Consider the following 22200-nt stretch of genomic DNA (forward strand, 5'->3'; position numbering starts at 1 on the left):
TTGCCGTTGCCAACTTTGTTGTCGATGACTACATTGGGGTCCATGGCAACCACGCGAAAGCACCACCAGCTCCCCGACCTGCCCGATCTCACCGGCCGCACGGCGGTCATCACCGGGGCGAACAGCGGACTGGGCATCTACACCGCCCGCGCACTCGCCGGGGCGGGCGCGCACGTCGTGCTCGCGGTTCGCAATGTCGCCAAGGGCGAGGACGCCGCCGCAACGGTGCCCGGCAGCCGCGAAGTGCGCGGGCTGGACCTGGCCGACCTGGCGTCGGTTCGCGAGTTCGCCGAGGCGTGGCACGGCGATCTGGACCTGCTGATCAACAACGCGGGCGTGATGATTCCGCCCGCGGGGCGTACCAAGGACGGTTTCGAGACGCAGTTCGGCACCAACCACCTGGGCCACTTCGCGCTCACGAACCTGCTGCTGCCGCACGTGACCGACCGCGTCGTGACCGTCGCCTCCGGCGCACACCGCTTCGTGCGCGGAATCGACTTCGACAACCCCAACTCCACCGGCAACTACAACGCCCAGCGTGCCTACGGGCAGTCGAAGCTGGCGAACCTGCTGTTCACGCTGGAGCTCCAGCGGCGGCTCGGCGAACTGGGGTCACCGGTGCGGGCGCTGGCCGCGCACCCCGGCTGGTCCGCCACCGGGCTGCAGGGCCACACCCCGAGCCGACTGCTGCGCGCGGTTCTCGCCGTCGGCAACCGGCTCTTCGCCCAGGACGCCGAGGCCGGCGCGCAGCCCACGATCTACGCCGCCACTCAGGATCTGCCCGGCGCCAGCTACGTCGGCCCGGACGGGATCTACGAGATGCGCGGCAAGCCGACGCTGGTCGGCCGGACGGCGGCCGCCAGCGACCCGGCCGCGGCCAAGCGGCTCTGGAACCTGTCCGAGGAGCTCACCAGTGTCTCCTTCCCGCTCGCCAGGACGTCGTGACGCCGACGTCGCGGAAGTGGCCGCCACGCCGCCCGAACCGCCGAGCCCTGATCAGCGCCACGGGCGGTCCAGGCACTCACGGCGCGGCTGGTCGCTTGCGGGATCGCCTTCACAGTCCGATGGCACCGTCGATGCGTTCGCGCAGGAGGTCGGCGTGGCCGTTGTGCCGTGCGTACTCCTCGACCATGTGGATCAGCACCCACCGCAGCGACACCGCACCGCGCCAGGAGTCCTGGCCCGCGATGTCGAGGTCCGGGGCCTCGGCGACGAAGCGCTCCGCGAACTCCACCTCCGCGCGCCAGGCCGCCCACGCCTCGGCGATGACGGCGGGATCGGCCACCGCTGCGTCGAAGTCGCCGTCGGCTCGGGCGTCCGACGAGAAGCGCGGCGGCGCGTCCAGCCCGGCCAGCACCTGGCGGAACCACCGCCGCTCCACGTCGGCCAGGTGCCGCACCAGTCCGAGCAACGACAACGTCGAGGGCTCCACCGCCCGGCGGGCCAGCTCCCCGTCCAGGCCCGCGCACTTCAGCTCCAGGGTCGCGCGCTGTGCCGTCAGGAAACCGACGAGCACGGGACGCTCGTCACCGGTCGCCGGTTCCTGGAACCGGCGACCGGCACCCGCGAAGATCTCGGCCCTCCTGCGTGAAGTGGTCACACGAGCATGATCCACGAAGCCGTGACATCCAGGCGGTGAACGGCGCGATCCGGCAACGGTTTGCCCTGACATCACCGGATTCCGCCCGATGCGGTGGCGCGGCTCGTACTGTTCGGAGGATGACCTCGCAGCAGCCAGATCCCCTCGCGGCTCCGCCCGTCGCGACCGGCGAAGCGGCCGAGGTGTCCCCACCGCGACCGGTCGTGCTGGCGTTCTGGATCGCCATGGTCCTGCCACTGCTCGTCGGCGTGCTGGACACCGTGTTCGCCTACCTCACCAACGACGCGACGACGGCGAGCGTCAACGCCCTGCTGGAGCGCTACGGCGTGCCGCCGACACCGCCCACCCCGTCGGACTGGCTGCTCCCGGCGCTGGTGTCGGCCGTGCTGGCGGCGCTGTGGATCGCGTTCGGCTTCCCGCTGCGGGCCGGCCGCCAGTGGGCGCGCGTGACGCTCGCGGTGTTCGCCGCGCTGTGGCTGTTCGCGGAGCTCATGGGCAACGTCCTCACGCCCGTCGTCTTCGCGGTGCTCGGGGGCGAGTGGGACCTGGGCCTGTCCACCGGGATGCTCGTCGTCCTGGTGCTCGTGCGGCTCCTGGCCACCACCGGATGCATCGTGTTCCTGGTCCTGGTCTTCAGCCGTCGGTCCAACGAGTTCTTCCGGGCGCCCCGACCGCCGCACCCGCACCACTGGTGACGCCGCGCCACCGGTGTCACCAGTGGTCGCGGAGCCGTTCGATCGGTTCGGGACGTCCCAGGTAGAAACCCTGCGCCTGGTCGCAGCCGACCTCGCCCAGGAAGTCGAGCTGCCGCGCGGTCTCCACGCCCTCGGCCACGACGTCGAGCCCGACCGCATGGGCCATGGCCACGATGCTGTTGATCATGACCCGGAGCTCCTCCGACGAGTCCAGGTCGGTGACGAACGACCGGTCGATCTTGAGGGTGTCCAGCGGCAGTCTGCGCAGCTGCGCCAGCGACGAGTAGCCGGTGCCGAAGTCGTCGATCGCCAGCCGCACGCCCAGCTCGCGCAGCGAGCTGAGCACGCGCGCCGACGCCGCCGGATCGTGCATGATCGCGTTCTCGGTGACCTCCAGGCACAGCGCGTGCGCGGGCAGCCCGGCGTCGGTGAGCGCCTGCTTCACCAGCACCTGCAGGTAGGGGTCGTCGAGCTGGCGCGGTGAGAGGTTGGCGTTGAGCCGCAGGTCCTCGCCGCGGCGTTCGCGCTCGGCGGCGACCCGGCGGGTCGCCATGCGCAGCATGTGGGCGCCGATGGAGTTGATCAGGTCGCTCTGCTCGGCCAGCGGGATGAACTCGCCCGGCGAGACCGTCCCGTGCACCGGGTGCGTCCACCGCAGCAGGCCCTCCACGCCCACCGTGTTCTCGGTGCGCAGGTCGACGACCCGCTGGTAGGCGACCCAGAGCTGGTCCTGCTGCGCGGCGTGGCGCAGGTCCTGCTCCAGCACCATGTTGCGCTGCATGCTCTCGCGGAGCTCGACGTCGAAGAACTCGTAGCGCCCGCCGCCGCGGGTCTTGGCCTGGTACATGGCAACGTCGGCGTCGCGCAGCAGCTCCGGCCCGGCCCGGGTGTCGCCCGGGCGGGAGAGCACGATGCCGATGCTGCCGTTGACGTGCAGCTGCCTGCCCTGCACGTCGATCGGCTCGGTCAGGGCGGCCAGCAGCCCGGTCGCCAGCTCGCGCAGCACGTCGTCGTCGCTCTCGTCGTGGACCAGGACCACGAACTCGTCCCCGCCGAGCCTGCCTACCAGGTCCTCCTCCCGAGAGGTGCGGAACAGCCGCTCGCCCACGATCCGCAGCACGTCGTCGCCGACGCCGTGGCCCAGCGAGTCGTTGATCAGCTTGAAGTTGTCCAGGTCGATGAACAGCACCGCGATCGCGCGGGTGCGGTCCCGCGACACCGCCAGGTGCCGCAGCGCCAGCGTGCGGTTGGCCAGTCCGGTCAGCGGATCGTGGGTGGCCTCGTACTCCAGGCGCTCCCGGGCGGCCCGGCTGTCGGTGATGTCGGTGAACGAGGTGACGACCATGTGCGGCGGCCGGTCCTGCGGGGTCAGCGAGCGCGACGTCAGCGACAGCCACACGCTGTGCCCGTCCGCGCGCACCAGGCGGACCACCCGGGAGTTCTCCGGTCGCCCGGTCCACTGGGCCAGGCTGGAGGGCTGCTCCTCCGGTCGCATGGCGGCGCCGCTCTCGTCGAACGTGGGCCACGACGTGGGCCGGGAGCCGACGATCTGCGACGCCGGGGCGCCCAGGATGCGCTGCGCCGCCGGGTTCGCCGACTCGATGAGACCGGACGGGCCCACCACGACCACGCCCTCGTCGAGGGCCGCGACGACGGTGGCGAAGTCCTGCTCGGCCCGCCGCCGCGCGGTCTCGTCGGCGCACACCAGGACGAAGCCGCTGTCCATCTCCGCCGCCGAGATCCGGATGACCAGCGCGGTGCCGTCGCTGCGCCGGTGCAGGGCCTCGGTGACCCCGCCGCTGGAGACCAGCTCCTGCGGTTGCAGCGGCGCGCCGACCAGGTCGGCGACGTGCCGTGCCAGCGCTTCGTCCTCGGCTATCCCGTAGACCGCCTCGGCCGCGGGGTTCCAGCTGGTGACGATGCCGTGGCGGTCGGTCGCGATGATCGCGTTGCTGACGTGCTGGACCAGGGCCGCCTGGAAGCGCAGCGTCTCCTCGGCCGCCTTCTGGGCGCTGACGTCGCGCCCGACGACCTGCACCGCCGAGCTGCCTTCCCACGTGGTGTGCACCGCGACCAGCTCGACCGGCACCGTGGTGCCGTCGATGCGCCGCAGCTCGGCCTCGGCCCGCGGGGTCGCGGTGCCCGGGGACTCCAGCGACCTGATCCGCCGCCGCATCTGCGGGATCGAGTCCGGCGCCACGAAGTCGGTGACCGGGCGGCCGAGCAGCTGCGCGGGCGACTGGGCGCCCAGGATGGTCCCCATCGCCGGGTTGACGTAGCGGATGATGTTGTCCTGGTGCACGCAGATCGCGTCGGGGCTGAGCTCGGCCAGCAGGCGGTACCGGTCGGCCAGGTCGCTCAGCGCCTGCCGGTCCCGGTGGGCGCCTGTCACGTTGCGGGCGAGACCGATGAGTCCGCTGGTGTGCGTGCCCTCGCCGTGCGCGCGGGCGTGGAAGTGCAGCAGCCGCTGGCCGTCCTCGACGGTGTCCACGGGCTGTTCGAGGTCGAAGTCCTGCCACAGCGGCGTCGTCCGCGCCGACACCACCAGGGGTTCGACGAGCCCGCGCAGCCGCCGGCGCACCTCGGCGTGCTCGGCACCCGCCGCGCCGAGCAGGGTGTCCATCCCCTCGGCCCAGGTGACCTCATCGGTGGCGAAGTCGTAGGTCCACCGGACGGCTCCGTGCATGGACAACGCGAGGTCCAAGAACTCGCGATCCAGACCGGAACCGCTCCGGATCTCGCCGCCTGGATCCACTTCCATGATCCGTCCAATGAAGATTCCCGCACCCCGATCGCCGAACGGGTGCGTCGATCACGCGCAAATCACCGGTTCGGGTTCCCGCACCTGACCTGTCCACGGGTTCCCACCGGCAACGGTAGCCAACCGTTCGGACCGCGGCGCCGAGTCCGGAGTCCTGCACTCCGTGCCCCGCCTGCACGAACAGAAGGAAAAAGCCACCGACTGTAGTCGAGCCCTAAGAATTTCAGAACCAAAATACACTCGTTCGGGTTATACAAAGGAGAGCGCATTCACAACGAGTAGCTAAAATCTCGGGGCATTCTTCACTCTGACGAGCAAGCAGGGCCTCGTCCGCGATTCGCAGCGCAGGCCCGGCGACGCAGGTCGGCGGGGCCGCGACGGCCCCCGGCCCATTCCGAGGCGCGCCGGGCGGGACGCGGCCTCCGCCAAGCTCCCCCGGAGGAAGACGATCGTGCAGCATTGCGGAATCGGTGGCATCGGCGCGGTGACCGGCTACGGCTGGGGCCGCGAGCCCTTCTGGAACGGCCTGGTCTCAGGCGAGGTCGCCGCCTCTCCAGTCGAGGGGCACGGACCCGGCCGGGACCGGACGGCCTGGGTCGCCAAGGTCCCGGAGGGCGGTGAGGAGGCCGACGGGCCGAGCCGCTTCGCCAAGGCGATGCGGGCCGCCGCGCGGGAGGCGATCACCGACGCCGAGGAACGCGGGTGGCGTCCCGGGCGCCGGGTCGGCCTGCTGCACGCGGCCGTGCTCGGCGACCTGCCCTCCTGGAACGACTTCTACGGCAGGCGGGCCGGGGACGTGCCGGTTCGCGACTACCTCGCGCTGATGCCCTCCACCCCGGTGTCGATGCTGATGCAGGAGTTCGGCTTCCACGGACCCGCGATGAACGTCTCGGCGACGTGCGCGTCCGGCAACGCGGGCCTGCTCACCGCGAAGGCGTGGCTCGACGCCGGCGTGGTCGACGACGTGGTGTTCGTGGCCACCGACGTGTCCTCCACACCGGAGACCGTGCTGCACTTCGAACGGCTGGGGGTCGCGATCACCGACGCCGAGCCGCTGCAGGCGTGCCGGCCCTTCCAGGAAGGCAGCCGCGGCTTCGTGATGGGCGAGGCGTCGGTGGGGATGGTGCTCTCCAGCGGCGGGAGCGGCCATTACGCCCGCGTCCTGGGCGGCGCGATGTCGCACGACGCGCACCACGTCACCTCGGTCGCCCCCGACGCGGCCGAACTGCGCCGGTGCTTCACCGAGGCGCTCGCCGACGCGGGCGCGGACCCCTCGCGGGTGCGCTACCTCAACGCCCACGGGCCCGGCACCCGGCAGTGCGACCGCGCCGAGAGCGGTGTCTTCGACGAGCTGCTCCCGGCCGATGCCCGGCTGTACTCGGTCAAGCCGCTGGCCGGTCACTGCATGGGCGCGGCGTCGGCGGTGGAGGTCGCCGCGGCCGCGCTCGGATACGACCGCGGGGTCATCCCCGCCCCGCCGACGGTGGCCGAGGGGCACCCGCGGCTGCTCGACGGGCCGACCACCCAGGCCGACGGGCTCACGCTGAAGTCGTCCCTCGGCCTGGGCGGGCACAACTCCGCGGTCGTGCTCGCACCCGCCGATCGGTGAACGGCCGGGCGCACTCCGCGCGGTGCGCGCGGCCGCGAACCGACCCGGTCGATCCCTGGCGTGCGGCCCGAAAAGAACCGCCTGCGGCGGGCAACCTTTCCGGCCGGAACGACGATCCCTTGGTGACGAACCGAAAGGGGTCGCAGTGAAAGTCAGGAAACTTCTGGGGTGCGTCGCCGCAACGGCGACGGTTGTCTGCTTGACCACGGCCGTTCCCGCCGCGGCCGGAACCGGGACGACGGCCGTGACGCCGGGCGCCTTCGAACCGGCCGCCCAGCCGCAGCAGCCGGGCGGCTCCGCGCCGGACACAACACCGGACACGTCGGAACCGGCGGAGTCACCGGATTCCACGACGTCACCGGATGCGGAGACCTCGTCTCCCGCCGAGTCACCGGGTGATGCCGCGGTGGCGCCCGCCGAGCCCGCGGGCGAGGTCGCCGACCCGGGCGACGGTGAGATCCAGAAGCGCTACGAGTCGATGTCCGAACAGGAACGGCAGGCGGTCGGTGAACCCGCCGGAGCCGAGGTCGTCGAGGACGAGGGCCTGCGCTGGCAGGACTTCACGCACGGCCGGTTCTACTGGACGCCGGAGACCGGCGTGAAGGTCGTGCACGGCTCGATCTACGGCCGCCTCCTGCAGCTGGGCGGCCACGCCGTGCTCGGGGTGCCGATCACCGACGAGACGGCCAGCAGCGGCGGGGGCCGCTACAGCGACTTCCGCACTCGCGACGGCGTGATCCACTCGGCGATCTACTGGTCGACGCGCACCGGGGCGCACCTGGTGCAGGGCCGGATCCTGGAGCACTTCCGCGACATCGGCGAGGACGCCGGGTTCGGCTACCCCTCCACCGACACCAGGACCACGCCGGACGGCTTCGGCGCCTACAACCACTTCCTCACCCCGAGCGGGCAGCGCGAGGACGCGTCGATCTACTGGACCCAGCCGACCGGGCCCAACGCGGTGCTGGGCGCCATCCGGGACAAGTGGGCCGCCACCGGCTGGGAACGCGGTCCGCTGAGCTACCCGACGACCGACGAGCTGTCCACATCGGATGGACTCGGCCGCTACAACGAGTTCAGCGGTGACGGGACGTTCCCCGCGGCGATCGTGTGGAGCCCGCGGACGGCGGCGCACTCGGTGCAGGGCGTGATCGCGCAGCGCTACGCCGAGCTCAGCGGCCCGGAAGGGTTCCTCGGCTACCCGACGACCGACGAGCTGCCCACACCGGACGGGCGGGGCCGCTTCAACCACTTCACCGGCACCGGCGGTGCGTCGATCTACTGGACGCCCCAGACCGATGCCCACGCCGTGTACGGCGGCATCCGCGTCCGGTGGTCGCAACTGGGCTGGGAGCGCTCCTACCTCGGCTATCCGGTGAGCGAGGAGCACGACATCCCGCAGGGCAGGGCCGGAGAGTTCGAGGGCGGCTTCGTCGAGTGGCACCCCGACCAGGGACAGGTCATCGACTACCCGAAGCGCCGCTGACGGCGGGACGGGTGCGTACGCCACGCGGTCTGGCGTACGCACCCGCTTCTCAGCCCCCGGCGCCCGCGGCGGTCCCGGCCGGTTCCTCGGTCAGGTCCCGCTTGTAGGTCTCCGACAGCAGGTAGATCGAGACGAACGAGATCAGGCACAGCACCACGACGTAGGCCGCGATCGCCATCGACGACCCGGTCGCTCCATACAGGACGGTGCAGATCATCGGCGCGATGCCACCACCGAGGATCGAGGCCAGCTGGTAGCTCAGCGAGGCACCGCTGTAGCGCAGCCTCGTGCTGAACAGCTCCGAGAAGAACGCCGACTGCGGCCCGTACACCGCGGTCCGGCATGCCTGCACGACCATGCCGCCCAGCAGGAACAGCACGATGGAACCGCTGTCGACGAGCATGAAGTACGGCACCGCGAACAGCGCCAGCACCGCCATGCCGCCCAGCGACATCAGCCTGCGTCCGATGCGGTCGGACAGCAGCCCGAAGGCGATCATCAGCGGGATGTCGACGAAGGCCAGGAACGAGTTGGCGTTGAGCACCGAGGTGCGTTCGTAGTCGAGGTGCTTCGTCGCGTAGGCCACGATCCACGTGCTGCCGACGTAGAAGGTCGCGTTGGTGGCCAGGAACGAACCGGCGGCCAGCAGGATCGTCCGCGGGTGCCTGCGCAGGACCTCGACCACCGGCATCCTCTCGGCACGGGTCTCCTGGGCCCGTTGCGAAGCCTCCTTGAAGACGGGGCTCTCGGCGATCTTGAGCCGGATGAGGAACCCGACACCGATCAGCAACGCGCTGCACAGGAACGGGATCCGCCACCCCCAGGCCATGAACTGCTCCTCGGAGACCGTCGAGGAGATCAGCGAGAAGGTCAGGTTGCCCAGCAGCAGACCGGCGGGGACACCGACCTGCGGCCAGCTGCCGTAGAAGCCGCGCCTGCCCTCCGGTGCGTGCTCGACGGCCATCAGCGCCGCACCACCCCACTCACCGCCGACGCCGAGGCCCTGCGCGAAGCGCAGCAGCGTGAGCAGCACCGGCGCCCAGACCCCGATGTGGGAGTAGGTCGGCAGCAGGCCCATGAGCAGGGTCGCGAAGCCCATGAGCATCAGCGAGGCGATCAGCATCGGCTTGCGGCCCAGCCGGTCGCCGAAGTGCGCGAACAGCACCCCGCCGATCGGCCGGGCCAGGAACCCGACGGCGAAGGTCGCGAAGGCGGCGACCGTGCCGACGATCGGATCGAAGTCGGGGAAGAACAGCTGGTTGAAGACCAGTGCCGCGGCCGTGCCGTAGATGAAGAAGTCGTACCACTCGATCGTCGTGCCGATGAGGCTGGCGAACGCCACGCGCCGGGCGCTCGTGCCTGGAGGAGTCATCTGGGCGCACCTTTCGGCGAGGAGCCGATGCGGAACTTCCGTGAATCGGAAACTAACGGTGTAAGGTTTCGAGCACAGTAGCCACCGCGAGACCGCACGACAAGACCACGCGAACCGAAAAGTGGAAGGCGCCGCCCGGCGTCCGGTGTCCCCCGCCGCAGGCACGGGTGTGGGTGCGGGCGCGGGCGCGGGCGCGAGCGCCGGTGCGGATGTGGGTGACGACGCGCAGGCGCGGTGCGGGCTACCGGGGCAACGCGGCGATCCGGCTCGCGACCTCGACGAGGTCGCGGCCGACGACGTCGGCCGGGGTGAACACCTCGGCGTAGTGCCCTTCCAGCCTGCCCGCCCACCCCGCGCCAAGCCCTGCGCGCTTGGCACCGTGGCAGTCGAAGGCGTGCACGGCGACCAGGAAGACCTCGCCGGCGGAGCACCCGGTCAGCTCCAGCGCGTACTCGTACACGCGCCGCGGCGGTTTCCAGCTCCGGACGTCGGCCACGCTGATGACCTGCTCGACGTAGCCGGACAGGCCGCTGCGTTCGAGGAACCCGGTCGTCGTCTCGGCGGTGCCGTTGCTCAGGCAGACCACGGTGATCCCGGCGCCGGAGAGCACCCGCATGGCGGGCTCGGCGTCAGGCTGTGCGGGCAGCGTGGCGAAGCCCCCCATGACGTGCGCGACGGCGTCCTCGTCGAGCGAGCCGGCGGCCAGCGTCCGCAACGCCGACGCGCCCACCTCCGGGAACGTCGCGTAGTCACCGGCCAGCGTCAGCGCCATGCCGTCGCGCAACGTCCGGTCGAACCAGCGCGGCACCAGCTCCGGCGCGAGCCCCACCTCGGCGAACCGGCCACACAACGGCTCCAGCGACATGAGCGTCTCGACCACGTCGAACGCGACCACGCGGGGACGAGCGGGCATGTTCCCCTCCGAGCAGGCACTCACCGACCCCCCGGAGGCTACCCCGACGGGACCCGTCAGCGCTTGCCGCGGGCCGAAGACCGGGTTCGGCGGCTCGGAACGGATCAGATGCCTTGCTCGCCGGCTTCGGCCGCCGCGCCCACCGTGATCGCGGTGCCCTGCGCCACCGCGCACAACGTCTGCTCGCCACCACCGTCCACTGAGTACAGATCGCAGCGGCAAGCTACCCGGATCCGCCCGGCCCGCACGACCTGCGCGTGCGCGCGCAACACCGAACCGTCGGCGGGACGCAGGTAGTCGATGGTGAATCCGGCGGTGAGCAGCCGTGATCCGACGACGGCGCCGGCGGCGAAGGTCAGCGCGTTGTCGGCCGCGTAGCCGAGCACTCCACCGTGGACGAACCCGTTCTGCTGGCGCAGGTCGTCGCGGATGTCCAGCTCCAGGGTCGCCGCGCCGTCGCCGAAGGTGACCAGGCGGGCGCCGAGCAGCACGCTGAAGGGCTGCGCGGCCAGCAGCCGCCGCGCGGTCGCCAGGTCCGCAACGCTCACGACTCCACCTCACTTCAATGGTGAAGTGAGAATGGCGCCACGTGCCGTCATCTGTCAAGATCGGCGCATGGCCGAGCCCGACCAGCGCCTGTTCTTCCTGCTGCAGAAGGCGGCGCACCAGCTGCGCACCGCGGCGGACCGCCGCTGTCTGGACTCCGCGGGAGTCACCACCGCGCAACTCGGCGCGCTGTTCGCACTGCAGGACCGGCCGGGCAGCACCCAGCAGCAACTCGCCCGCGTGCTGGGGTCGCGCGAATCCGCGGTGACCGCGCTCGTCGGACGGCTCGTCTCGGCCGGACTCGTCACCAGGACGCCGCATCCGCGCGAACACCGCGCCGTGGTGCTGGAGTTGTCCGGCACCGGCGCCGCCGCGCTCCGCGCCGCACGCCCGGAAATCGACCGCTTCAACGCCGAACTGCGCGATCTGCTCGGCGACCGCGGCTTCGCGAGTACCGCCGACGCCCTGGACAAGCTCGCCCGCTGGCGACCGTGAAAACAAGTCCATTCCGAGCACTCCGCACGGCAGGCAATTCCGCCTGGGCCATTCGAGTGGACCATTCAATTCCGATGATTTTGACCGGTCGAATTGACTATTGACCGGCAATTGCGCCCGAAGCTATGTTCCTGCTCGTGGCAGTTCCCGCTTACCTGCGCATCCGCACCGAACTGGAGCAGCAGATCCAGTCCGGTGCGCTGCCGCCGGGTGCGCGGCTGCCCACCGAGGCCGAGTTGCAGCGGCGCTACTCCGTCGGCCGGGCCACCGCGCAGCGGGTCCTGACGGAACTGGCCCATGCCGGGCTGGTCGAGCGCCACCGGCGGCGCGGCACGTTCGTCGCCGAGGGCGCCCGGCAGGAGAACCTGCTGCGCCTGGTCAACCCCACGTTGCGGGGCCCGGAGATCCCGGGCAGGCACGCCGTGGAGTCCGCGAAAGTGGTACCCGCCCAGGACGCCGAGGTCGCCCTGCCCGGCGTCCCCGACGACACACCGGTGCACCAGCTGCGGCGGCTCAAGTTCGACAGCGACGACAACCCGATCGCCGTCGAGCTCGCCGCGATCCCGTTCGCGTTGGCACCACGGCTGTCCGACGAGGACCTGGCGCACCTGACGGTGCACGACTACTTCGCCCGCAAGGGAATTCCGGCGGCGAAGTCCCGCGTGTACGTCGACCCGATCCTGCTCGACGACGCCACCGCCGCCCGGCTGCGCACCGAGCCGGGACAGGCCGTGATCCGGTTGCGCAGGCTGACCTGGCTCACCGGCGGCGAGCTGGCCGAGGCGATGTGGCACGTCATCCGGCCCGACCTCGTCGAGTTCTTCATCGAGCAGTCCGTGCTGTCCAAACCGCACACCTGACCGAGACGCACCACCCGGGTTCCGTTTCTCCGCTGACGGTTCCTACTTGACCCGCCACGTCGGCGAACCTCTCGCGACCGCGCTACCGAACCGTGGCGAGGACGCCGGATTTTCCTTACCCGTTCCGCATTCCGGCATCGGGCGCAATTCCCTGCGCCCCATTCCGCAGAACAGGAGTGAGCATGACCCACCCGCGCGTCGCGGTGGTCGGCACCGGCGTCGTCGGCGCCATGACCGCCTGGCGGCTGGCTCGGCGCGGAGCCGAGGTGACCGCCCTGGACACCTACTCACCCGGGCACGACCGCGGTGCCTCCGCGGGTGAGTCCCGCATCTTCCGCACCATCTACAAGGAAGGCCCGGACTACGTCCCGCTGTTGCGCCGGTCCGGTGATCTGTGGCGGGAGCTGGAAAGCACGACGGCGACCAGCCTGCTCACCATGTGCGGTGGTCTCACCATCGGCCGACCGGACCATCCCGACGTCCGCGCCGTCCGGGCGTGCGCCGAGGAGCACGGCCTCCACCACGAGGTCCTCGACGCCGCGCAGGCGCGCAGCCGCTTCCCTCAGCACCGGGTCGACGACGACGAGGTCATGGTGCTGGATCCGGCCGCGGGGGTGCTGCGCCCCGAGCCGGCGGTGCAGGCGGCCCTGCGCGCGGCGGAGGAAGCCGGCGCATCGGTGCTGCCCTACCACCCCGTGGACGGCGTCCGCGAAACCGGCAACGGCTGGAGAATCACCAGTGGCGACAGGGATTTCGATGTCGACCACGTCGTGTTCGCGCCCGGTCCGTGGGCCCGGCGGCTGGAGCCGTTGAAGACGCTGCCGGTCGAGATCCGGTTGATCACCGCGTGCTGGTTCGCCGTGCGCGACACCGCCGCGCACCGGCCCGACCGGCTGCCCATCGCCGTGCGCCGCCACCGCGAGGCGGGCTTCTCCTGCTTCCCGGTGCTGGACGGCGTCGCGGTCAAGATCGTTCCGCACCACCTGGGATGGCCGGTGCTGGACGATCCCGGCGGGCTGCCGCGCAGTGCGGACCCGGAGTTCGCCCGGGCTGCCTCGGCCGCCGCGGCACGCCTGCTGCCCGGCACCACCCCGCACCCGATCCGCATCGCCACGTTCGCCGAGGGTTTCACCCCGGACGAGCACGCACTGCTCGGTCCGCTGCCCGGCCACCGCAACGCCACGGTCATGACCGGCTTCTCCGGCCACGGGTTCAAGCTCGCGCCGGTCTTCGGCGAGATCGGCGCCGACCTCGCCCTGCGTGGCGCGACCGGCCACGACATCACCCGGCTCGCCCCCGGCAGACAGCTGCCGTGATCCCGCCCGCACACCCATGGAGGCAACCATGCCCACTGGTTCCACCGGTCAGATAGCCGGAATCATCGTCGCCAGCCTGCTGGTGATCGGCTTCGGCGTGGCGATGTCGGTCTACTTCGGACGCAAGGCGAAGAGCTCGGCGGACTGGCTGTCGGCCGGCGAGTCGCTGCCGCTGGTCGTCGTGGTCATCACGCAGTTCGCCACCGCGACCGGCGGCGGCGTGCTCATCGCCCACGTCGGCATCGGGTACCGGTCGGGCTGGTCGGTGTTCATCTACGAAGGCTGCGTGCTGGTCGGCTTCCTGGTGCTGATGCTGATCGCGAAGTGGCTGCGCGAGCAGCGGTTCACCACCGTTCCCGACATCGTCACCCGGCTGTTCGGCGAGAACAAGCTCGTCACCGCGATCGCCGCGCTGGCCGCGCTGGTGGTGCCCTTCGGCTGGCTGGCGACGCAGTTCGTGGCGTTCGCGCAGCTGTTCGGCCAGCTGACCGGGCTGCCCACGACGGTGCTCATCGCCGTGATCACAGTGGCCTCGCTGCTGTTCGTGCTGCCGGGCGGCCTGACCTCGGTGGCCTGGACCGACTTCGTGTTCGGGATCTTCATGATCGCCATGTCGCTGGGCGTGGCGACCTACGCGGTCAGCCTGGCGGGCGGCTGGAGCAACATCACCGCGACGGTGCCGCAACGCCTGTGGAGCTGGGAGGGCCTGACCGCGGCGGGCTGGGACCAGATCTGGCTGTGGGTCGCGGCGATCCTGCCGGGCACGCTCACCAACCAGCTCTACTACCAACGCGTCTTCGCCACGAAGAAGGTCTCCGACGCCCGCCGCGGGCTCGGCCTGTCCGGGCTGGCGATGCTGATCGGCGGCGTCTACGCGGGATGCATCGGGCTCGCGGTGCACTCGATGAACCCGGGCCTGGCCAACGAGGAGGACGCCGCGGGCTGGCTGCTGACGCAGCTGCCGAGCTGGCTGCTGGTGGTATTCGGCGCCTTCCTCGTCTCCACGATCGTGTCCACCACCGGCGCCGCGCTGCAGTCGGTCGTCGCCAACCTGACCCGCGACGTCTACCAGAACATCGCGGGCAAAGCGCAGGAGGAGCGCCAGGCGGTGCAGCTGTCGCGGGCGATCACCGTGGCGGTGTCGGTGCTGGCGGCCGTGCTGGCGATCCTGTTCCCGAAGGCGCTGACCTGGCTGGTGGCCACCTACGCCTACTCCGCCTCCGCACTGGCCGCGCCGATCTTCCTCGGATATCTGCTGCACCGGCACCGCAGGCTCACCCCGGCGGCGGCGATCGCGGGCATGCTCGCCGGCCTCGCGGGCTGCGCGGTCGCGCATGTGCTGGACATGACGGTTCCCTACGCGGTGTACGGGATCACGGCCTCCGCCGTGGTCCTGCTGGCGGTCGCGTTCGCCACGCCAGGCGGACGCACCGAGAACGTCTACGGTGAAGTGGTGAGGAAAGCTTGACTGGATTTCAGATGAGAACCGCCGTGATCGGACTGGGCGTGCTCGGTGCGAGCGCCGCGCGCTCGCTGGCCCTCGCGGGCGCGGACGTGACCGTCCTCGAACGCCGCGCCCCGCTCGCCGGGACCTCCGGCACCTCGTTCGCGTGGACCAACTCGCACAACAAGAACCCCCGCTCCTACCACGACCTCAACGTCGCGGGCATGGCCGAGCACGACGCGCTGGCCGAGGAGCCCGGGCCGTGCGGGCCGTGGCTGGCACGCACCGGCAACCTCGAATGGGCGGAGGACGACGCGGGCGCCGAACGGCTCGCCGCATCCGTCGCCGAGCTGACCGGCCGCGGCTACCCCGTCGAATGGATCGGCTCCCGGCGCGCTCGGGAGCTCGTCCCGGACCTGCGGGTGCCCGCCACCGACATCGCCTTCTACCCGACCGAAGGCCACGTCGTACCGGCGCTGCTGCTGGCCCGGCTGTGGGGCGAAGCGCGCGACCGCGGTGCGCGGCTGCGCTGCCCGGCGGAGGTGACCGGTCTGTCCGAAGTGGATGGAGGTGTTCGCGTCTCGCTTTCGGGCGGCGACGCGACCGTGTTCGACGCGGTGGTGATCGCGACCGGGCGCTGGACGGAGGCGGTGACCGCCGCCGCGGGGCACCGGGTGGCGATGGCCCCACCCGACGTCGCGGGTTCGGCGACCGTGGGGCTCCTCGGCTACACCAATCCGCTGCCGGCGCGGTTGCACCGGGTGCTGACCACGCCGGCGCTCAACGTCCGCCCCGACGGCGGCGGCCGGCTCGTCGTCCAGGGACTCGACCTCGACGCCGACGCCGACCCGGCGGCACCGCCACCGGCCGACGGCGAACACGCTCGGAAGCTGTGCGCCCGGCTGACCGGCCTGCTCGACGGCACGGCCGGCGCGCGCCTGGAGTCCCTGCGCGTCGGTCAGCGAGCGATGCCCGCCGACGGCCTGACCGCGGCCGGATTCCTCGGCGGCAGCGACCGGATCTACGCCATGGCCACCCACAGCGGCATCACCCTCGGCCCGCTGCTGGGCAGGCTCGCAGCCCAGGAACTGACCACGGGCCGGCCGGTGGACGCCCTCACCGACTTCCGCCCTGACCGTCTCCTGGGCCGCGCCGACCTCCCACCCCTGCGGCCCGCCCGCTTCGCGGGCCAGCAGTGATGCGCGACGAGCCGTGGACGGTCAGCCCGGCCCGGCCGCCGCCGGTTGCCCGGCGTCGCCGCGCGCTTCGGCTTCGGCGCGGGTGCGCGCCGTGGTGCGGGCCGGGTTGAGGCGGTCGAGCTCGGCGTTGATCGCGGCGCCGATGAGGATCGCCAGCGCGGTGACGTACAGCCACAGCAGCACCGCGATCGGCGCCGAGAGCGCGCCGTAGAACGGGCTGCTCTGGATCGTCACCGCCAGGTACGCGCGCAGCACGGCGCTGCCTGCGATCCAGACGAGCAGGGCGGCAGCGGCGCCGGGCAGGTTCTCCCGCCAGGGCGTGTGGACCGGGACCGACATGTAGTACAGGGTGCTCAGGAACGCCGCGGAGAGCACCAGGACGGCGGGCCAGTACAGGCCGTGGACCAGTGCGTCCATCCCGGGCAGCAGGTGCATCAGCACGTTCGGCCCCACGACCATCAGCGGCAGCAGCGCGATGCCGACCAGCAGGCCGACGGTGTAGAGCAGGACCGACATCAGGCGCTGCCGGACCAGACCCCGGTAGCCGGAGAGTCCATACAGGACTGAAATGGTGTCGATGTAGACGCCCAGCGCACGCGAACCCGACCACACCGCCACGGCGAAACCCACCACGCTGATGCCTGCCTGACCGGTGGTGAGCACCTGGTCCAGGGTCGGCTCGACGATCTCGGCGACGCCCTGCGGCGAGAGCACCGCCGCCGAGGCCACCAGGATCGCGCCGTGGACGCTGGCGACGGTGTCGCGGCCGATGACATCGCCCAGGTAGCCGATGGTGCCGACGAGGCCGAGCAGCAGCGGCGGCAGGGAGAGCACGGCGAAGAAGGCGGCCTCCCCCGCAAGGCCGGTGATCCGGTGCCGCGCGCTGGTGCGCACGACACCGATCGCCAGCCTGGCGACCCCGGTCCGCTCCACCTGGGCGCGCCACCGTCCCAGCCGCCACATCACGGTCCTCCGCAGCTGCGCATCCCGCACCCGCCGCTCCCTTCCCGCCCACCCGAAGGCCGAGCGCACGACCGAACGTCCAGCTGACCTTCCCAGGACGTCCGAGAGGCCAGGCGAGCTGCCGGCGCTCGCGCCGACGCCGACAGCTCACGGGAGTGGGATGGTCAGCCGTGCCCCGTGTTGCGGCGAAGTGTCCTAGATCACTGACACGGAGACTGCCGGCGTGAGCGCGTGGAAATCGCCGCCGCGGCAGGAGTCCTGTTCGAACCCGCGAGGGCGCGGATACATGTGGTCGAAACGAGTGCACTCGTGTGCCCCACCGCGCTCAGGCGCTCAGGCGCTCAGGACTGGCGGTACTGGCGCCACGCGGTGCGCTGTGCTTCTTCGGACCTGACCTGGAGTTCCTCGGCCGACATCGGGTGCGCCCGCTCCGCCCGCCCGACCCGGTCCGCGAGGAGGTCGTGGAGGTATCCGCACGCCTCGTCCTCAGTGGTGAACGTGGCGCTCGGGCGGTCCCGGCCGCGCTCGTGGACTCCGACCTCCCACCCGCCGCCTCCGGGACGCAGGTAGTAGTACTCCTCCGGGGAGCCCGGAAGGTCGTGGTAACCGGGAACCACGTACTCGGCGTCGTCCAGGCCGAGCCGGCGCAGCCGCGCCACCAGCTCACTCCGGTTCACCGCCACCACCTCCCGGGCTCCGGTCCGGTCACTTCGGTTGTACCTCGCGCACGAACCCGTTGGCCAGCAGGTAGTCGACGTTGTAGGGCGCCAGGTCCCCGGTCGGCTTGTAGTCCGGGTTCAGCCAGTACTGCAACCCACCGCCGGGCTGGCCGAACCAGGCCGCCGCGGGCCCGGCGTCGACGTCGAACGGCTGGAGCACTTCGTACACGTGGTAGTTGTGCTGCGGCCCGCCGGTCGGGGTGTTGAGATTGGTCGGCGGCAGCGAGCGCTCCCGGTACAGGGCACCCGCCGGGGCGAGAAAGCCGCCGGTGGAGTTGCCGAACCGGTCGAGCAGAGTGCCGGGCTCGACCGCGAGCCGCCTAGGCTCACCTTCGAAACCGTTGTTGTCCGGATACGTCCAGCGCTTGCGGCCCTGCTCGTCGACGTAGCCCCAGGTCTCGAGGAAGTCCCGGCACCGGACCTCGTCAGTCGGCCGCTCGTAGCCGGTGAACAGCCGGTCGAACGGCGGCCTGGACGACAGCTCCACCGGGCCGAAGATGCTGTCGCCGCAGACGTACTGCTGCGGAGCCCGCAGCTCGGCCACGGCCGGCGGCCTGCCGGACGCGCCCTGCGCGGGCTGGGTCGCCAGCGCTGGACCGCTGCCGGAAAGGACGAGCACGGCCAGCAGCCACGCCGCGAAGAAGCGAACCGGTCGCAATGGGAACTCCCTTCGGGAAGGTTGTTTGCGACCTCTTCTTCGACAGCGGCGCACTGCCGGGTTGAGCAGTGCGGATCAAGACCACCTGGAAGGGACGCGCCGCGGCGCTCGGCACAAGGCGAATGTCCACTGTGGCTGGAAGTGCGGTCGGGCCTTCAGCCCAGACCGAGCACGTGGTCGTGGGTGCCGAGGAACAGCGCGTTGAGCTCGTCGCGGAGCTGCTCGCGGGTGTCGTAGCCCACTCGGGCGTAAGGGCGGCCGTCGACGAAGTAGGTCAGCCGCCACCCCTGCTCGGTGCGCTCCACGGTGAATCCGAAACCGCTGCGGCGGGACGCCTGGTCCGCGGGCCACTGAGCAATGTTCTCCCCCATCGCCCGCCCCTTCGTCCCCCAGGAAACGTCACCGCACCGGTCGGCGCGACCTCCACTGTCGGCGACGGCGGAGGTGATCGGCAGGGCCTTTCGGCCCTGCGGCGTTCCGCTGGGCCGTGGGACGGCATCACCGGGCGCCGGCCGGCACCCCACGCCCGCGGCACCGCGGTGACCCGGACCAGCCGGTACGGGCCCCGGGCGCCGCCTCCTCCCGGATCGCCTCCTCATGGGTCCTGACGACCTTGCGGTCGCGGATCTCGCCGCGCCAGCCCTCGACCTCGTCGGGCCGGAGGATCGTGCGGGTCATCATGTGCCGCTTGACGTGCCTGAAGTCCGAACGCACCCGCCTGCCCTGCGCACGCCAGAGGTTGGCGGTCCGCTCGAGGAACCCGCGCGGGCGGTACGCCAGTACGAGCTGGACGCGGGTCATCCCCAGCGCCTGCTCGTGGAAGCTCACGGTGCCGTCGACGCGGGTTCCCGCCCCTTTGGTCTTCCACGTGATGTGGTCGTCGGGCACCTGCTCGACGATGGTCGCCTCCCAGCTCCGGCGCGACAGGAAGATCATCGCGCTCCAGGCCACCGTGGTGTCGCCGCGCTGCTCCACACCGATGACCTTCCTTGTGAAGCCCGGGAACTCCTCGAAGCGGGTCCACTGGTCGTAGGCGGTCCGCACGGGCAGGCCGACGTCGAAGTGCTCGACGATGTGGACCACCCTCGCGCCGAACAGGCTCCGGAGCTTCACCGCGAGCCAGGTGAACGCGGCGCTCAGCGCCGCCCGGAACGGCGAGGCGCCCTCGGCCAGCTTCCTGGCCCCGGTGATGGCGGCGAGGAGCCCCGCACCACCGTTCTCGGCGGACTCGGCCAGCCGGTCCGCCATGTCCTCCGCCTTGCCGACGAGGGCCCGCACCGCCCGCTCGGCCAGCGCGGCGAGCAGGTCGCGCACGCCCGACTTCAGCCGGTCGAGAGGAAGCCGCCGGACAACTCCGGGTGCGCCCCGGTCCCGGTGAGCCATCACCACCACCTCGTTCCGTCACGAGGTGGGATGCGGTGGGAGCACCCCGTGTGCCGCCGGCCGCGCACCTCCGTCGAACACGAGACGGCTGCGCCGACCGGGTCAGGCCCGGACGCGGCCGCCCGAGGTCAGAGCGCGCAGTTCCAGCCGCAGCGCTCGCCACAGCGTTCGACCGGCGCCGGGCCTGCCGTGCCGGGAGATTCGGACGCCGTGGGCGAGCGGTGGTGCGGTGCGCCGGATGCCGTTCACGCATGCCCCTTCAGCTGGGTGGGGCGGGTAGCCCCCCGACGGCCACCCGCTCCCGGTCTCTCGCGGGGCCAGGACCGCCCCACGAGACAGCGCCACTGAACCATCCCCGTTTTCCCTGGTCAGAAGCGCGCCGCTGGATACCATCAGGGTTACCGGCGGGTTGCACAAGAGGAGGAACCGAAAAAATCGGACACCCACTCCGGTGGTTTCCCGCCGAGCGTGCCCAGACGTGACCAGCTCCGGGGCACCGGCGGGTGCGGCGCGCCGTTCACCGGAGCCGGTCGACCACCGCGTCGGCGACGGCCTTGGCGCTGCCCGGGTTCTGCCCGGTGACCAGGTGCCCGTCCTCCCGGACGTAGGTGGCGAAGGGAGTGTCGGCGGTGGAGTAGTGCGCACCGCGCCGCTTCAGCTCGTCCTGCAGGCTGTAGGGCACGGCCTGGTCGCGCTTGGCCAGCTCCTCCTCCGGCCAGGAGAACCCGGTGACCTGCCTGCCTCCGACCAGGTGCTCACCGTCGGAGAGCTTGGCGCTGAGTAGCCCGCACGGGCCGTGGCAGACAGCCGAGACGACCTTGTCCGACTCGTGGAACCGGCGGAGCAGCTCGGCCAGCCGCTCGCTCCGCGGGAAGTCGAACATCACCCCGTGGCCGCCGGTGAGGTAGATGGCGTCGTAGTCGTCGGCGTCCACTTCCGCCACGGACGGGGTGTCCTTCAGCTTGTCCATGAACTGGCGGTCGGCATAGCGCTTGTCGGTGCCGAGCTCGCGGAGCACGTCGTGGGCCAGGCTCTCCGGGTCCAGGGGCACGTACCCGCCGGAGATGCTGGCGATCACGGGCTCGAACCCGGCCCGCTCGGCCACGTCGTAGAAGTGCGTCAGCTCCCCCAGCCACAGCCCGGTGCGGTATCCGGCCTTCTCGTACTCGCCGACGCTGGTGACGACGATCAGGATGCGGTTCGTCTTGGCCATGATCAGCTCCTCGGCGTTTCCCGGGGTTCGAACGACCCCGGCCTTCCACCTGCGGTTACCGGCTCAACGTAGGACCGCCACGCGCACTCGCAACCCGCGTCGCGGCGATGGCGTCCAGCGGAGACCCCGTGTTGATCGTCGGCTTCGGCACCCATCACCGTGCGATCATGGGATCCGTGCTGACGATCGGGATGCTGGGTGGCATGAGCTGGGAGTCCAGCGCGCACTACTACCGGCTGGCCAACGAGTTGGTGGCGGAACGGCTCGGCGGACTGCACTCGGCCCGCTGCCTGCTGCTCTCGGTCGACTTCGCCGAGATCGAGGAGCTGCAGGTCGGCGGCCGGTGGGACGAGGCAGGCGCGCTGCTGGCCCGCGCGGCCGAGCAGGTCGAGGCGGCCGGCGCGGACCTCCTGGTGTTGTGCACCAACACGATGCACAAGGTCGCCGACCAGATCGAGGCCGCGATCGAGATCCCCCTGCTGCACTTGGCCGACACCACCGCGACCGCCGTCACGGATGCCGGATTGGACGTGGTCGGGTTGCTGGGCACGGCGTTCACCATGGAGCAGGACTTCTACCGCGACCGGCTGTCCAGCCACGGGCTCACCGTGCTGGTGCCCGAACGTGAGGATCGGGCTCTGGCGCATTCGGTGATCTACGACGAACTCTGCCGGGGCATCGTCTCCGAGACCTCCCGCGCGGCCTACCGCGCAGTGATCGACCGTCTCGTCGCCGCGGGCGCGCAAGGCGTGGTGCTGGGCTGCACCGAAATCGAGCTGCTGATCAGCCAGGACGACAGTCCCGTCCCCGTCTTCCCGACCACCCGGCTGCACGTCGAGGCCGCCGTCGACAAGGCACTGGCCACGCCATGACGGTGGCGAACGACCACGCCTGTGTTCCGTGCTGTGAAAGAAAAACCTGCGCCGCCTCACAGGGTGTGCGGTTTTCTCCCTTGCGCCGCTGGGTAG

The 22200-nt window shown here is 71.2% G+C and carries 22 protein-coding genes; 10 read left to right on the top strand and 12 right to left on the bottom strand.

Going from position 1 to position 22200, the window contains the following annotated elements; genetic code table 11:
• Nucleotides 1–42 precede the first annotated feature (42 nt).
• Nucleotides 43–945, top strand: coding sequence for an oxidoreductase (locus tag HUO13_RS24055; RefSeq protein ID WP_211897337.1), 903 nt, complete (start codon nucleotides 43–45; stop codon nucleotides 943–945).
• A 109-nt stretch (nucleotides 946–1054) separates the two neighbouring features.
• Here the strand turns inward: HUO13_RS24055 and HUO13_RS24060 are convergent, their stop codons facing one another.
• Nucleotides 1055–1600, bottom strand: a complete 546-nt coding sequence (locus HUO13_RS24060) for a DinB family protein (protein WP_249123993.1) — start codon at nucleotides 1598–1600, stop codon at nucleotides 1055–1057.
• Between the two features lie 119 nt (nucleotides 1601–1719).
• Here HUO13_RS24060 and HUO13_RS24065 point away from each other — a divergent pair, with 119 nt between their 5' ends.
• Complete coding sequence (locus HUO13_RS24065) at nucleotides 1720–2295, top strand: hypothetical protein (protein WP_249123994.1); 576 nt, start codon at nucleotides 1720–1722, stop codon at nucleotides 2293–2295.
• Between the two features lie 16 nt (nucleotides 2296–2311).
• On the opposite strand, the gene HUO13_RS24070 is transcribed toward HUO13_RS24065, so the two are convergent.
• A complete protein-coding gene (locus tag HUO13_RS24070; protein WP_211897339.1) occupies nucleotides 2312–5056 on the bottom strand; it encodes a sensor domain-containing protein in 2745 nt (914 codons plus the stop codon).
• 451 nt (nucleotides 5057–5507) lie between these two features.
• Between HUO13_RS24070 and HUO13_RS24075 the strand changes: the two genes are divergently transcribed.
• Nucleotides 5508–6665: a beta-ketoacyl synthase N-terminal-like domain-containing protein gene (locus HUO13_RS24075; RefSeq protein WP_211897340.1), complete on the top strand. Its 1158-nt coding sequence runs from the start codon at nucleotides 5508–5510 to the stop codon at nucleotides 6663–6665.
• 199 nt (nucleotides 6666–6864) lie between these two features.
• Nucleotides 6865–8151, top strand: coding sequence for a hypothetical protein (locus HUO13_RS24080; protein WP_211897341.1), 1287 nt, complete (start codon nucleotides 6865–6867; stop codon nucleotides 8149–8151).
• Between the two features lie 49 nt (nucleotides 8152–8200).
• Here HUO13_RS24080 and HUO13_RS24085 read toward each other — a convergent pair whose 3' ends face one another.
• From HUO13_RS24085 to HUO13_RS24095, 3 genes are all read right to left on the bottom strand, one after another.
• On the bottom strand, nucleotides 8201–9523 hold the full coding sequence (locus HUO13_RS24085; RefSeq protein WP_211897342.1) for an MFS transporter: 1323 nt from the start codon (nucleotides 9521–9523) through the stop codon (nucleotides 8201–8203).
• 241 nt (nucleotides 9524–9764) lie between these two features.
• Complete coding sequence (locus tag HUO13_RS24090; protein ID WP_211897343.1) at nucleotides 9765–10436, bottom strand: haloacid dehalogenase type II; 672 nt, start codon at nucleotides 10434–10436, stop codon at nucleotides 9765–9767.
• A gap of 104 nt (nucleotides 10437–10540) precedes the next feature.
• Nucleotides 10541–10984, bottom strand: coding sequence for a PaaI family thioesterase (locus tag HUO13_RS24095; protein WP_211897344.1), 444 nt, complete (start codon nucleotides 10982–10984; stop codon nucleotides 10541–10543).
• 67 nt (nucleotides 10985–11051) lie between these two features.
• Here HUO13_RS24095 and HUO13_RS24100 point away from each other — a divergent pair, with 67 nt between their 5' ends.
• The 5 genes from HUO13_RS24100 to HUO13_RS24120 all read left to right on the top strand — a co-directional run bounded on the left by HUO13_RS24100 (nucleotide 11052) and on the right by HUO13_RS24120 (nucleotide 16296).
• Complete coding sequence (locus HUO13_RS24100; RefSeq protein ID WP_211897345.1) at nucleotides 11052–11477, top strand: MarR family winged helix-turn-helix transcriptional regulator; 426 nt, start codon at nucleotides 11052–11054, stop codon at nucleotides 11475–11477.
• Between the two features lie 137 nt (nucleotides 11478–11614).
• Nucleotides 11615–12337 carry a GntR family transcriptional regulator gene (locus tag HUO13_RS24105; RefSeq protein ID WP_249123995.1) on the top strand — a complete coding sequence of 241 codons (723 nt, stop codon included), beginning with the start codon at nucleotides 11615–11617 and terminating at the stop codon, nucleotides 12335–12337.
• A 182-nt stretch (nucleotides 12338–12519) separates the two neighbouring features.
• On the top strand, nucleotides 12520–13653 hold the full coding sequence (gene solA / locus HUO13_RS24110) for an N-methyl-L-tryptophan oxidase (protein ID WP_211897347.1): 1134 nt from the start codon (nucleotides 12520–12522) through the stop codon (nucleotides 13651–13653).
• Between the two features lie 28 nt (nucleotides 13654–13681).
• Nucleotides 13682–15121, top strand: a complete 1440-nt coding sequence (locus tag HUO13_RS24115) for a sodium:solute symporter family protein (protein ID WP_211897348.1) — start codon at nucleotides 13682–13684, stop codon at nucleotides 15119–15121.
• A gap of 11 nt (nucleotides 15122–15132) precedes the next feature.
• Complete coding sequence (locus tag HUO13_RS24120; RefSeq protein ID WP_211897349.1) at nucleotides 15133–16296, top strand: NAD(P)/FAD-dependent oxidoreductase; 1164 nt, start codon at nucleotides 15133–15135, stop codon at nucleotides 16294–16296.
• 21 nt (nucleotides 16297–16317) lie between these two features.
• Here the strand turns inward: HUO13_RS24120 and HUO13_RS24125 are convergent, their stop codons facing one another.
• The 7 genes from HUO13_RS24125 to HUO13_RS24155 all read right to left on the bottom strand — a co-directional run bounded on the left by HUO13_RS24125 (nucleotide 16318) and on the right by HUO13_RS24155 (nucleotide 21232).
• Nucleotides 16318–17289 carry a YihY/virulence factor BrkB family protein gene (locus HUO13_RS24125; RefSeq protein WP_249123996.1) on the bottom strand — a complete coding sequence of 324 codons (972 nt, stop codon included), beginning with the start codon at nucleotides 17287–17289 and terminating at the stop codon, nucleotides 16318–16320.
• Nucleotides 17290–17600: 311 nt separating this feature from the next.
• Nucleotides 17601–17936: a hypothetical protein gene (locus HUO13_RS24130; RefSeq protein WP_249123997.1), complete on the bottom strand. Its 336-nt coding sequence runs from the start codon at nucleotides 17934–17936 to the stop codon at nucleotides 17601–17603.
• A gap of 28 nt (nucleotides 17937–17964) precedes the next feature.
• On the bottom strand, nucleotides 17965–18636 hold the full coding sequence (locus HUO13_RS24135; protein WP_211897351.1) for a TNT domain-containing protein: 672 nt from the start codon (nucleotides 18634–18636) through the stop codon (nucleotides 17965–17967).
• Between the two features lie 155 nt (nucleotides 18637–18791).
• Nucleotides 18792–19007, bottom strand: coding sequence for a hypothetical protein (locus tag HUO13_RS24140; RefSeq protein WP_211903108.1), 216 nt, complete (start codon nucleotides 19005–19007; stop codon nucleotides 18792–18794).
• A gap of 127 nt (nucleotides 19008–19134) precedes the next feature.
• On the bottom strand, nucleotides 19135–20019 hold the full coding sequence (locus HUO13_RS37675; RefSeq protein WP_249123998.1) for an SRPBCC family protein: 885 nt from the start codon (nucleotides 20017–20019) through the stop codon (nucleotides 19135–19137).
• 102 nt (nucleotides 20020–20121) lie between these two features.
• On the bottom strand, nucleotides 20122–20268 hold the full coding sequence (locus HUO13_RS24150; RefSeq protein ID WP_211897352.1) for a hypothetical protein: 147 nt from the start codon (nucleotides 20266–20268) through the stop codon (nucleotides 20122–20124).
• A gap of 268 nt (nucleotides 20269–20536) precedes the next feature.
• The gene (locus HUO13_RS24155) at nucleotides 20537–21232 is read right to left on the bottom strand and encodes a type 1 glutamine amidotransferase domain-containing protein (RefSeq protein ID WP_211897353.1); all 696 of its coding nucleotides are present in this window, start codon (nucleotides 21230–21232) and stop codon (nucleotides 20537–20539) included.
• A gap of 167 nt (nucleotides 21233–21399) precedes the next feature.
• Between HUO13_RS24155 and HUO13_RS24160 the strand changes: the two genes are divergently transcribed.
• The gene (locus HUO13_RS24160; RefSeq protein WP_432757767.1) at nucleotides 21400–22104 is read left to right on the top strand and encodes an aspartate/glutamate racemase family protein; all 705 of its coding nucleotides are present in this window, start codon (nucleotides 21400–21402) and stop codon (nucleotides 22102–22104) included.
• Nucleotides 22105–22200: the final 96 nt, after the last annotated feature.

The organism is Saccharopolyspora erythraea (genome assembly GCF_018141105.1).
Classification (GTDB): Bacteria; Actinomycetota; Actinomycetes; order Mycobacteriales; family Pseudonocardiaceae; genus Saccharopolyspora_D; species Saccharopolyspora_D erythraea_A.

Bases quoted from the DNA above. Each gene is read 5' to 3' on its own strand.
- HUO13_RS24120 (WP_211897349.1), top strand. From the start codon at position 15,133: ATGAGAACCGCCGTGATCGGACTGGGCGTGCTCGGTGCGAGCGCCGCG.
- HUO13_RS24090 (WP_211897343.1), bottom strand. From the start codon at position 10,436: ATGCCCGCTCGTCCCCGCGTGGTCGCGTTCGACGTGGTCGAGACGCTC.
- HUO13_RS24055 (WP_211897337.1), top strand. From the start codon at position 43: ATGGCAACCACGCGAAAGCACCACCAGCTCCCCGACCTGCCCGATCTC.
- solA (WP_211897347.1), top strand. From the start codon at position 12,520: ATGACCCACCCGCGCGTCGCGGTGGTCGGCACCGGCGTCGTCGGCGCC.
- HUO13_RS24160 (WP_432757767.1), top strand. From the start codon at position 21,400: ATGGGATCCGTGCTGACGATCGGGATGCTGGGTGGCATGAGCTGGGAG.
- HUO13_RS24070 (WP_211897339.1), bottom strand. From the start codon at position 5,056: ATGGAAGTGGATCCAGGCGGCGAGATCCGGAGCGGTTCCGGTCTGGAT.
- HUO13_RS24155 (WP_211897353.1), bottom strand. From the start codon at position 21,232: ATGGCCAAGACGAACCGCATCCTGATCGTCGTCACCAGCGTCGGCGAG.
- HUO13_RS24140 (WP_211903108.1), bottom strand. From the start codon at position 19,007: ATGGGGGAGAACATTGCTCAGTGGCCCGCGGACCAGGCGTCCCGCCGC.
- HUO13_RS24100 (WP_211897345.1), top strand. From the start codon at position 11,052: ATGGCCGAGCCCGACCAGCGCCTGTTCTTCCTGCTGCAGAAGGCGGCG.
- HUO13_RS37675 (WP_249123998.1), bottom strand. From the start codon at position 20,019: ATGGCTCACCGGGACCGGGGCGCACCCGGAGTTGTCCGGCGGCTTCCT.
- HUO13_RS24115 (WP_211897348.1), top strand. From the start codon at position 13,682: ATGCCCACTGGTTCCACCGGTCAGATAGCCGGAATCATCGTCGCCAGC.
- HUO13_RS24065 (WP_249123994.1), top strand. From the start codon at position 1,720: ATGACCTCGCAGCAGCCAGATCCCCTCGCGGCTCCGCCCGTCGCGACC.
- HUO13_RS24085 (WP_211897342.1), bottom strand. From the start codon at position 9,523: ATGACTCCTCCAGGCACGAGCGCCCGGCGCGTGGCGTTCGCCAGCCTC.